The 7,699-nt window shown below is 51.4% G+C and carries 6 protein-coding genes; 3 read left to right on the top strand and 3 right to left on the bottom strand.

Annotated elements, in window-relative coordinates:
• Positions 1-314 precede the first annotated feature (314 nt).
• The gene (gene dcp, locus AC07UY_RS21645; RefSeq protein ID WP_494701924.1) at positions 315-2,360 is read right to left on the bottom strand and encodes a peptidyl-dipeptidase Dcp; all 2,046 of its coding nucleotides are present in this window, start codon (positions 2,358-2,360) and stop codon (positions 315-317) included.
• 137 nt (positions 2,361-2,497) lie between these two features.
• On the opposite strand from dcp, the gene ydfG reads away from it, so the two are divergent.
• The 3 genes from ydfG (at position 2,498) to ydfZ (ending at position 4,408) form a co-directional block, all read left to right on the top strand.
• On the top strand, positions 2,498-3,244 hold the full coding sequence (ydfG, locus tag AC07UY_RS21640) for a bifunctional NADP-dependent 3-hydroxy acid dehydrogenase/3-hydroxypropionate dehydrogenase YdfG (RefSeq protein WP_494701923.1): 747 nt from the start codon (positions 2,498-2,500) through the stop codon (positions 3,242-3,244).
• Between the two features lie 86 nt (positions 3,245-3,330).
• Positions 3,331-4,017 carry a GntR family transcriptional regulator gene (locus AC07UY_RS21635; protein WP_203357886.1) on the top strand — a complete coding sequence of 229 codons (687 nt, stop codon included), beginning with the start codon at positions 3,331-3,333 and terminating at the stop codon, positions 4,015-4,017.
• 187 nt (positions 4,018-4,204) lie between these two features.
• Positions 4,205-4,408 (top strand): putative selenium delivery protein YdfZ, encoded by a 204-nt coding sequence (ydfZ, locus tag AC07UY_RS21630; protein WP_203357887.1) that lies wholly within the window; start codon positions 4,205-4,207, stop codon positions 4,406-4,408.
• Positions 4,409-4,499: 91 nt separating this feature from the next.
• Here the strand turns inward: ydfZ and AC07UY_RS21625 are convergent, their stop codons facing one another.
• Entirely contained in the window at positions 4,500-5,966 is a 1,467-nt protein-coding gene (locus tag AC07UY_RS21625) for a mannitol dehydrogenase family protein (protein WP_494660194.1), read from the bottom strand.
• A 150-nt stretch (positions 5,967-6,116) separates the two neighbouring features.
• A complete protein-coding gene (locus tag AC07UY_RS21620) occupies positions 6,117-7,610 on the bottom strand; it encodes an MFS transporter (protein ID WP_494701922.1) in 1,494 nt (497 codons plus the stop codon).
• Positions 7,611-7,699: the final 89 nt, after the last annotated feature.

The raw sequence follows: 7,699 nt of genomic DNA, 5'->3' as shown, positions 1-7,699 counted from the left end.
CGATCTCCTTCGTTGGCAGATTGAGTATGCCGGATGATCTCTAAATGTGAATGGCACGATTATGCGGGATACTTACACTATGTAAACACCCCTGCAAAACTACCCATCCACTATTAGATAGTCTTTGGCACCCCAGCTTCCGCTTTTGGCACTTACCTGCCTCTCGAACGCTTTGGGTAACGTTGGGCGTGAAGCGGACGTTAGTTAGGGTTTAGCTGTCATCAATGTTCATCATCTCCAATTTGCCCGATAACGAACGTCATGATGGAAAACCGGGCATCGCACCCGGTTCTTTTTTGAGGCAATAAAATGCCTTATCCGTTTAACCCACGGTTCAACAACATCGGTTCGATTTGTGGATCGTGGCCGCACCACTGGCGATAAAGTTGAGCTAAATCAGTGCTATTGCCCCGAGACAAAATCACCTCCCGAAAGCGCTGGCCATTTTCACGCGTTAATCCGCCATGCTCGACAAACCACTGATAGCCATCATCTGCCAGCATTTGCGTCCACAGATAGGCGTAATACCCCGCCGCATAACCGCCGCCAAAAATATGGGCGAAATAACTGCTACGGTATCGCGGTGGGACGGCGTGAAGATCTATCTCCTCAGCCGCTAACGCCTGCGGTTCAAAACTGTCCACTTCCGCTACGGGCGAATCCGCCGACAGGGTATGCCAGCGCATATCCAGTAAAGCAGCGCTCAGTAACTCTGTCATGTCATAGCCTTTATTGAACAGGCTCGCCTTGCGCATTTTGTCTTGTAGCGCCTCAGGCATTTTTTCCCCCGTTTCAACATGCCGGGCATAACGCGCAAAAACAGCAGGATGGCTCGCCCAGTGTTCGTTGATCTGCGACGGGAACTCAACAAAGTCACGCGGCGTATTGGTTCCGGAAAGCGTCGCGTAACGCTGGGTCGCAAATAGCCCATGCAACGTGTGTCCGAACTCATGGAACAGCGTGATCACATCATCCCAGAGCAATAACGCCGGTTGTCCTGCAGACGGTTTTTGATAGTTACAGACGTTGTAAATCACCGGTCGGGTTTCGTTGAGCGTGGACTGTTCGACGAAGTTACCCATCCAGGCGCCACCGCTTTTTGACTCACGCGCGAAGAAATCACCGTAAAATAACGCCAGTCCTACGCCGTCACTGTCGAATATTTCCCAGACGCGAACATCAGGGTGGTAAACCGGGATATCAAAACGCTCAATAAATTTGATGCCAAACAGCTGGTTTGCCGCCCAGAAAACGCCCTCGTTCAGAACCGTGTCTAAAGCGAAGTACGGCCTGAGCTGCGTTTCATCTAACGCGAACTTCTCGCGCCGTACCTGCTCGGCATAGAACGCCCAGTCCCACGGCTGCACCGTGAATTCCCCCTGCTGTTGATCAATGATTTTCTGGATCTCAGCCTGTTCATCAAGCGCACGCTGACGCGCAGCGGGAACAATAGCCCGCATAAACGCCAGTGCGGCCTCGGGCGTTTTCGCCATCTGGTCGGCAATTTTCCACGCCGCATAATGGGCAAAGCCCAGTAGTTTTGCCTGCTGAGTACGAATTTCCACCAGACGCAACACAATGGCGCGCGTGTCATTGGCATCATTTTTTTCTGCCCGGTGCCATGCCGCCTTGAAGAGATTTTCCCGCGTCTGTCGGTCGCACAGCGCGGCGAGCGCCGGTTGTTGCGTGGTGTTAAGCAAGGGAATTAACCAACGCGCCGAAAGCCCCTTCTCTGCGGCGGCTTGTGCGGCAAGGGCAATCTCTTCGGCACTTAAACCTTCCAGCGAATGAACCGCATCCACCACCAATCCACCCGATTTGTTCGCCGCCAGCAATCGCTGGTTAAACTGGCTTGTCAGCGTCGCTGACTCGGTGTTCAGCCGTTTCAGTTTGTCTTTATCGGCATCACTGAGTTGCGCCCCGGACAGGACGAAGCGCTGATGAATCACCTCCACCAGCCGTAAGGATTCTGCATCCAGTTTCAGCGTTTGACGCTGTTGCCAGACGGCGTCCACGCGCGCAAACAGGGCGCTATTGAGATAGATATCATTCGCCAGCGCGGCGAGTTCGCCGGAAAACGCCTCATCAAGACGCTGCAATTCATCGTTGGTATGCGCCGCCGTCATGGCGAAAAATACGCTGGTGACGCGCGTCAGTAACACTCCGCTTTGCTCCAGCGCTATGCAGGTATTGGAAAAATCCGCAGCCTCGGGGTTGTGTACAATCGCATCGATTTCTGCGCGTTTTTGCCGCATTCCTTCATCAAAGGCGGGACGGTAATGGCGGTCTTCAATCAGATCAAAACGCGGAGCCTGATACGGCAACACACTGTTACTTAAGAATGGATTTGTTAACGACATCTTTCACTCCCGAAAACGATTTCTTGAATAGAGTAGGCCTCCCTGGAAATGACCGCAATCTCGTTAACCAGGATTACCCCCTAACAGATATCGCGTGCTATGGTAGTACAACACAAAAAGCGTTGAGGAACAGTGAGATGATCGTTTTAGTTACCGGTGCAACGGCAGGCTTTGGTGAGTGCATTACACGTCGTTTTATTGCGAATGGTCATAAAGTGATTGCCACAGGCCGCCGCCAGGAACGCCTTCAGGAGTTACAAGATGAGCTGGGAGAGAACCTGCTAACGGCACAACTGGATGTGCGCAATCGCGCAGCCATTGAACAAATGCTGGACTCGCTCCCTGCCAACTGGCGCAATATTGATATTCTGGTCAACAACGCCGGGCTGGCTCTCGGGCTTGAACCTGCGCATAAAGCCAACGTTGACGACTGGGAAACCATGATCGATACCAACAATAAGGGATTGATTTATATGACGCGTGCCGTGCTGCCAGGCATGGTTGAACGTAATCGTGGCCATATCATCAACATTGGCTCTACGGCAGGCAATTGGCCGTACGCGGGTGGCAATGTCTATGGCGCCACCAAGGCATTTGTCCGTCAGTTCAGCCTTAATCTGCGCACCGACTTACACGGTACCGCGGTTCGCGTCACGGACATTGAACCGGGGCTGGTCGGTGGAACCGAGTTCTCAAACGTTCGCTTCAAAGGTGACGATGCGAAAGCAGGCAAAGCCTATGAAAACACAACGGCATTAACCCCAGAAGATGTGACCGAAGCGGTATGGTGGGTGGCCACATTACCCGCTCACGTGAATATCAATACCCTGGAAATGATGCCCGTAACACAATCCTTTGCCGGACTGAGCGTTCATAGAAACTAATTACGTTACCCGGCCTCTGGCCGGGTATAGCCCACGGCAAATAAATGGTAGAATAACCGGGTTAACTCTCTAAAAAGTAAGAGCACATGACCGTCGAAACGCAACTCAACCCTACACAGCCGGTAAATCAGCAAATATACCGTATTCTTCGTCGTGACATCGTGCATTGCCTGATTGCACCTGGCACCCCGCTTTCTGAAAAAGAAGTTTCTGTACGCTTTAATGTTTCGCGCCAGCCCGTGCGGGAAGCGTTTATCAAGCTGGCGGAAAATGGACTGATCCAGATCCGTCCGCAGCGCGGTAGCTATGTGAACAAAATTTCGTTATCGCAGGTGCAGAATGGGTGTTTTGTCCGTCAGGCGATAGAGTGCGCGGTTGCTCGTCGCGCCGCATCAATGATGACGGACAGTCAGTGCTATCAGCTGGAACAGAACCTGCACCAGCAGCGTATTGCGATTGACCGTAAACAGCTTAATGATTTCTTCCAGTTGGATGATGAGTTTCACCAGAAACTGGCGACCATCGCCGATTGCCAACTGGCCTGGGACACCATTGAGAATATTAAGGCGACCATTGACCGTGTGCGCTATATGAGCCTGGATCACGTGTCGCCGCCTGAGATGCTGCTCAGACAACATCACGATATTTTTGCTGCGCTCGAAAAGCATGACGCTGATGCCGTTGAACGTGCGATGACCGTCCACCTGCAGGAAATCGGTGAATCCGTACAGCTTATTCGCCAGGAAAACAGCGACTGGTTTAGCGAAGAATAATTCTCCCCCTCACCCCTCACGGGGTGAGTTCTCTCTCGTTTTTCTCCCTGCATATCCTTACCCAAAAAGCCGTGAGCTTGATCAAAAACAAAAAAAATCCTTCGCAAGAGGCGTATTTATATGACGCCCGTTACGTGGGACTAAAAGCCCACGGGCTTTGACGGTAAGTTAGAAAGGAGAAAACACCATGATGACATACGATCGTAACCGTAACGCAATCACCACTGGCAGCCGGGTCATGATTAGCGGCACTGGACATACGGGGAAAATTACTTCAATTGACACCGATGGCCTTGATGCAGCACAGATCCGTCGCGGGAAAACCGTGCAAGTTGAAGGTTGTGAGGGTAAGTTTGCGCCCATCGAACTGATTCGTCTCGGCATGAACTAAGGGTGTCAATGCCGCCCCTGGCGGCATAACGATGATGTTACTGCCGGGAAGCGACATCGCTATTCCCGGCTACATATCCATTTCTACAGCGTTATTTCAGTTTCGCGACGTACGTTGCCACGGTCGCTTTCGCACCATCAGCCAACAAAGACAGATACGCGTCAGTCACTTTACGGGTAAACAGACCTTCATGCGGCAGCTCATTGCCGAAGATCGCATCAATGCCCAGCAACGCCTGAACGCGGCTTTCACCTTCCTGACTCGCCTGAACCGCTTTCTGAATAACAGGAAGCAGCGGATCGTTGACCTCAATCGCATTGCCCTGCTCGTCCACACCCCCGACATAGCGCATCCATCCTGCAATACCCAGCGCCAGTAAATCAAAGCTGCTGTTATGCGCCAGATGCCAACGCACAGAATCCAGCATACGCTGAGGCAGTTTCTGGCTACCGTCCATCGCAATCTGCCAGGTCCGGTGACGCAGCGCCGGGTTGCTGTAGCGTTCAATCAGTAAGTCGGCGTAACGTTTGAGATCAACCCCTGTCACTTTCAGAGTTGGCGCCTGTTCCTGCAGCATCAACGCATGTGCTGCGAGACGGTAATTTTCGTCTCCCATACAATCATTGATATGCTGATAACCGGCCAGATAGCCAAGGTATGCCAGGAAAGAGTGGCTACCGTTCAGCATGCGCAGTTTCATCTCTTCAAACGGGATGACATCGGCAACCAGTTCAGCACCGGCTTTTTCCCATTCCGGACGCCCTGCTGCAAAGTTGTCTTCAATCACCCACTGACGGAACGGCTCACACGCTACACCCGCAGGGTCGCGAACACCGGTTAACTGTTCAATTTTGTCCAGCGTATCAGGAGTGACGGCAGGCACGATTCGGTCAACCATCGTGGAAGGGAACGTGACGTTTTGTTCAATCCACTGCGCCAGTTCGGCATTAACGGCACCGGCATACGCGGTCACCACATTACGCATCACATGACCGTTCTCAGGCATGTTATCGCAGGACATCACGGTAAATGCAGGCAAACCTGCCGCTTTACGGCGCGCCAGCGCTTCAACGATAACCCCCGCTGCGGATTTAGGCTGCTGTGGGTTTTGCAGATCGGCGGCGATCATTGGGTGATCCAGCATCAGTTGCCCTGTCGCCGGAGAATGACAATACCCTTTCTCAGTAATCGTCAGGGAAACAATGGCAACCTGCGGCTCGCACATCGCGGCCAGTACAGCGTCCAGACCATCAACCTGGGCATGCAGAGCAGTTTTCACCACGCCGACAACTCTTGCCGTCCACGCATCTGCCGACATTTCTGCCACGGTATACAGGTTATCTTGTTGTTTCAGGTCGGCAATCTGCTGCTCGCCGCCGATCAGATTGACTTCACAATATCCCCAGTCACTGTTGTGCTCTGCTGCCAGAATATCGGTGTAGACTCCCTGATGCGCACGGTGAAACGCACCAAACCCCAGATGAACAATACGCGGCACCAGTTTGGTACGATCGTATTCCGGAAGCGCAGCCTTTGCCGTTAAGAGCTTGTTTTGCATTGTATGACCTACTTTTTAATGAAATCAGGACTGTCTCAGAGTAACGCCTGTATGGTTGTATGTTTTGATTTGAATTAAGCTTTTAGCAATTGGTATGACATCATTTTGAAGTTATCTGACATCCCTGACTCGCGCCAGGGATGTCTTTTATTAACTCATCGTGATGGTTGAGTGCGTTTTCTTGACGGCCGTCTTATCCGTTTCGCACCATAGCGCGTCATAAGAATAGCCCGTCAGGTCTTCGACAATGCGGCGGGTTTCAGGGTCCACATCCTGCTTCGCACCGTGGGCTTTTAAACGATCAACTTCATCGACAAAAATTTTGTGGGTTCGTTTATTCAGATGGAAGGTTACCGCCTGCCACAAAGCCAGAATTAACAGCCCCGCAGTCCCTGCAAACAGCAGCGTAGCAATGGTATTAACGGCTTCTTCAGGCTGAACCTGACTCCCCTTCACAAATCCGCCACTCTGCAACATCAACCCCACGATGAAGGTCGCGATAGCGACTGTCGTCTTACGGGAGAACGTCATCACTGCGGCAAACAGACCTTCACGACGTTGGCGGGTGATCATTTCATCAATGTCCGGAATGAACGGGAAGACGTTCCATGGCGTGAACTCCAGCACGCAACGCCCCACCTGATACACCGCAGCAAGAACCACCAACAATGTGACTTTGTTATCCCCCGGGAACTGGTACACCATAAAGAGGCCGATCAGACACAGCATCATCAAGGTGTAGGCAAAAACATAAAGCCGTGATGGACCGTATTTAATGATCGCGACCCCTGCCAGAAGTGTGACGGGTAATCCAACGATGCTCATTGACAACAATGTCCCTGCCAGTGCTGAAGAAACGTTCAGGCAGTAAACACAGAAAAAGACAAAGACGGTGTTGTAGACATCTTTCGCGGTAAAGGAAAAAAGGTAAATGGCCAGATGTTTTCTGAACGCACGCACTTTTAACGTTGAGGCATATTCTTTGAACAGTCGTCCTACCATCGCCACCTTTTCCGCAAGCGTAGTGGGTTGACTACTGCGCTCAAGTTCTGCCTGCATTTCCGGCGTTAACTCACGTTCCCATGTCACTTTCCAGGAAATAAATACGCAGACCATAAACATCACAGCAAAGACCACGCCGTTGATAAAATAGGCATTCGGGTCATGTTCCCCGAAATGACCGATCAACAACCCCGGAATGAAGGTCGCGAGAAAAGTCCCGGTTGCAGAAAGAAACATACGACAGGTGGAAAGCTTCGTCCGTCCGTTAAAATCCTTTGTCATTTCCGAAGGCAATGTTTCCCACGGGATCAGGACCATCGCAGCGATAATTTCAAACGCCAGGTATACTGAAAGGTAGAACCAGAAATTCATTCCAGTCACCCACAGTAAAATATAAACCAGCATTAATGGCGCGCCAATGAGCAAGAAGAAACGTCTTCTGCCAAATTTTTTACCCAGCGCATTTTTATAAAAGTGGTCAGTAAAAGAGCCCATAAATAAGCTAACAATCGCATCGACTATCCTTGCGATCGCCACTATTGATGCAGCCTCAACTGGCGACAGACCAACAAAAGTGGTATAGAAAAAAAGGAGCCATGCGCCAATAACCGTAAATGCGCCGCCTCCCATGATATCGGTCATGCCATAGCCGATACTAAATAGCTGCGTCTAATACCGCTACATTTTTGCCAGACCATGCTTTCTTCCGGGGAACGGGCTGGCGGTTTCCA

It is taken from the genome of Citrobacter sp. GW821-FHT02E08, from assembly GCF_059421685.1.
Note: the sequence above shows the minus strand (reverse complement) of the source record. Positions and strands in the feature narration are given on the sequence as shown.